Source organism: Gordonibacter pamelaeae 7-10-1-b (assembly GCF_000210055.1).
Classification (GTDB): domain Bacteria; phylum Actinomycetota; class Coriobacteriia; order Coriobacteriales; family Eggerthellaceae; genus Gordonibacter; species Gordonibacter pamelaeae.
The window spans coordinates 1,805,035-1,808,004 of sequence record NC_021021.1 but is presented as its reverse complement, the minus strand read 5'-3'; the positions used below and the strand labels follow the sequence as shown (position 1 = coordinate 1,808,004).

Here is a 2,970-nt window from a genome sequence, read left to right as displayed (position 1 = left end):
CGCGTGGCAATGCCGTGACGGAAGCGCCACGCTCCCCCGCTGCCGCGCAAGCGCGCCGCCGGGCGCCCTCATACTTCTGCGAATCGGCCCCTTCAAAGGAGGTGCACCATGTATCCCGACCTCAACGGCAAGACCGCCGTCGTCACCGGCGCGTCCGTCGGCCTCGGCCACGGCATTGCACGGCGATTCCTGCAGGAGGGCATGAGCGTCGTCGTCAACTTCCACAGCGACAAGCACCGCGGCGAGGCCCAGAAGCTCGCCGACGAGTTCAACGCGCCGGGCGAGACCGCGCGCGTCGTGCTCGTGCAGGCGGACATCTCGCAGGAGGACGGCGCGCCCAAGCTCCGCGACGCCGCGCTCGAGCACTTCGGCGGCATCGACGTGTGGGTGAACAACGCCGGCATCGAGTCGCGCCACCCCACCCACGAGCTGCCCCTCGACGTATGGGAGAAGACGCTCGCCGTGAACCTGACCGGCGTGTTCCTGGGCTCGAAGGCGGCGCTCGGGCACTTCGTCGAGCAGGATCGGAAAGGCTGCATCGTCAACCTGTCGTCCGTTCACGAGCGCATCCCCTGGCCCACGTTCGCGCACTACGCAGCCAGTAAGGGCGGCGTGAAGCTGTTCAGCGAGACCATTGCGCTCGAGTACGCCCACCTCGGCATCCGGGTGAACTGCATCGCGCCGGGCGCCATCGAGACGCCCATCAACGCCGAGAAGTTCGAGGACCCCGAGGCGCGCGCTCAAACGGAGCGCATGATCCCCCTGCACCGGATCGGCACGGTGGAGCAGGTGGCCGCCGCCGCAGTTTGGCTCGCGTCGGACGAGTCCAGCTACGTCACCGGCACGAGCCTGTTCGTTGACGGCGGCATGGCGCTGTACCCGTCGTTCGAGCGGGGCGACGGCTGATGGCACGGTGGATGGACCTGCGCCACACGTACAACTTGAAGGGCAAGCTGCTGTTCTCGTGCATCGGCGTGGTGTGCATCGCGCTGGGCACCACCGTGTGTCGTGTGGGCAACGTGGGCGTGGACCCGTTCACCGCCATGAACCTGGGGCTGAGCGCGCTCGTGGGCATGGACTTCGGCACGTTCCAGCTGTTGGTGAACCTGGTGATCCTCGTGGCGGTGTTCGCGTTCGACAAGTGGCAAATCGGCCTGGGCACGATCATCAACATGGTGTTCGTGGGGTACCTGATTGAGCTTTTCACCTGGATCTACCACCTGCTGCCCTGGCAGCCCTCGGGGTTGGTGAGCGCGGGCGCGCACCTGGTGCTGGGAACGCTGCTGTTCACGCTGGGCGTGTCGCTGTACCTGAAGACGCGCATGGGCGTGGCGCCCATCGACGCCATCGCGCCCGTCATCGTGGCGCGCACGCGGTTCTCCTACACGCCCGTACGCATGGCGCAGGACATCCTCGTGACCGTGGTGGCCGTGCTGGCCGGCGGGCCCATCGGCGTGTTCACCGTGGTGGCGGCGTTCATGACCGGTCCCCTGATCACGGCGTGGAACCGCGTGGCCACGCTTCGGCTCTACCGCCGCTTCCACGTGCTGGACCGGGAAGAGCTGGCCGAGGAGCGCGGTTAGCACGCCGCGAGGAAAGGAGACGGGCCATGCAGCGAGCAAGGGCGGAGCGACGTCTGTTCGTGGGGACCTACACCGAGGACACCGCGAGCGAGGGCATCTACGTGCTCGCGTTCGACGAGGACGAGCGCCGTCTGCATGTGGTGAACGCGGGGACGCACGCGCCGAACCCTTCCTACCTCGTGCGCGCGCAGTCGGCCGGTTCGCCCGCGGGCGCGGAGGCCGGCACGGAGACGAAGCCCGGCGGAAGCGCGACAAGCACCCTGTACGCAGCCCATGAGCTCGCCGACCGCAGCTGCCTGGCCGCCTACGACGTGGCGGAGGACGGGACGCTTTGCTGCCGGGGCACATGCTCGTCGCCTGCCGACGCCGGCACGTGCTTCGCCACCGTGCATCCCGACGGGCGCTGCCTCTACGGCGCGAACTACGAAAGCGGCTCGGTGGGGCTGTGCCTGCTCGACGCCAACGGGAACCCCTGCGGCGGCCTGCCGTCGATACGCCATGCGGGAAGCGGGCCGAACTGCGCGCGGCAGAGCGCGCCGCACGTGCACTCGGCGCGCTTCGTGCCCGGCACGGGCCTGCTGGCCGTGGTGGACCTGGGAACCGACACCGTGACGCTCTACCGGGCCGAGGCCACCGGAACGCTCGAGACGCCGCCGGTGGAGACGGTGCGCGTGCCGCCCGGCTCCGGCCCGCGCATGTTGGCGTTCCATCCCCGCCTACCGCTCGCAGCCCTGGTGAACGAGCTGGCGAACGACGTGCTGCTGTACCGGTACGACCGAGCGGGTACGGGCTGGGAGCAAACAGGAAGGCTCGAATTGCCGGTGGTCCCCGGCGACGTGCGCGCGGCGCATCCCGCGTTCTCGCCTGACGGTCGGCGCCTGTACGTATCCGTGCGCGGCAGCGACCGTCTGACGCTGTTCGGCATCGACAGGGACGGCGCCGCTACCCCGCTCGCCGACTGCCCGTGCGGCGGGCGAGGCCCGCGCCATTTCTCGCTCTCCCCCGAGGGACGGCACCTGGCCGTGGCCAACCAGGGCAGCGACGAGGTGGTCCTGTTCGCCCTCGACCCGGCCACGGACGAGCCACGCGAGGAGGCGCGCATCGCCGTCCCCCAGCCCTCGTGCGTCATCTGGGACGGATAGCCCGAGAAGCAAAAACGCGAAATCCTGGAGATGCTGCTGCGGATTGCCAAACCGAGTGTTTTTTGACAGGCTTATGAACAGGTGATATATTGTATTTTACCTGTTCATAGGCCTGTTTTGTTCTGTCAAAAAACTACCAGTTTGGCAATCGCTAGGAACGCAGGCGCCTTATCGAGCAACGAGCGCGCCGAGGAACGCGGCCGCGTCGCAGTAGAAGGGAATGCGCGACTCCGCGGCGACGGCTT

Annotated in this window: 3 protein-coding genes; all 3 read left to right on the top strand. The window is 68.1% G+C overall.

Going from position 1 to position 2,970, the window contains the following annotated elements; all coding sequences use genetic code 11:
* Positions 1–108: 108 nt before the first annotated feature.
* Genes GPA_RS08390 through GPA_RS08380 form a run of 3 tightly spaced genes read left to right on the top strand, consistent with a single transcriptional unit; the run spans position 109 to position 2,725 of the window.
* A complete protein-coding gene (locus GPA_RS08390; protein WP_015539598.1) occupies positions 109–906 on the top strand; it encodes a glucose 1-dehydrogenase in 798 nt (265 codons plus the stop codon).
* Positions 906–1,583 (top strand): YczE/YyaS/YitT family protein, encoded by a 678-nt coding sequence (locus GPA_RS08385; RefSeq protein ID WP_049784082.1) that lies wholly within the window; start codon positions 906–908, stop codon positions 1,581–1,583. The genes GPA_RS08390 and GPA_RS08385 overlap by 1 nt, the downstream gene beginning before the upstream one ends.
* A 26-nt stretch (positions 1,584–1,609) precedes the next feature.
* Positions 1,610–2,725: a lactonase family protein gene (locus GPA_RS08380; RefSeq protein ID WP_015539596.1), complete on the top strand. Its 1,116-nt coding sequence runs from the start codon at positions 1,610–1,612 to the stop codon at positions 2,723–2,725.
* Positions 2,726–2,970: the final 245 nt, after the last annotated feature.

Excerpts from the sequence above, each read along its gene's own strand:
- GPA_RS08390 (WP_015539598.1), top strand. The coding sequence starts at position 109 with ATGTATCCCGACCTCAACGGCAAGACCGCCGTCGTCACCGGCGCGTCC.
- GPA_RS08380 (WP_015539596.1), top strand. The coding sequence starts at position 1,610 with ATGCAGCGAGCAAGGGCGGAGCGACGTCTGTTCGTGGGGACCTACACC.
- GPA_RS08385 (WP_049784082.1), top strand. The coding sequence starts at position 906 with ATGGCACGGTGGATGGACCTGCGCCACACGTACAACTTGAAGGGCAAG.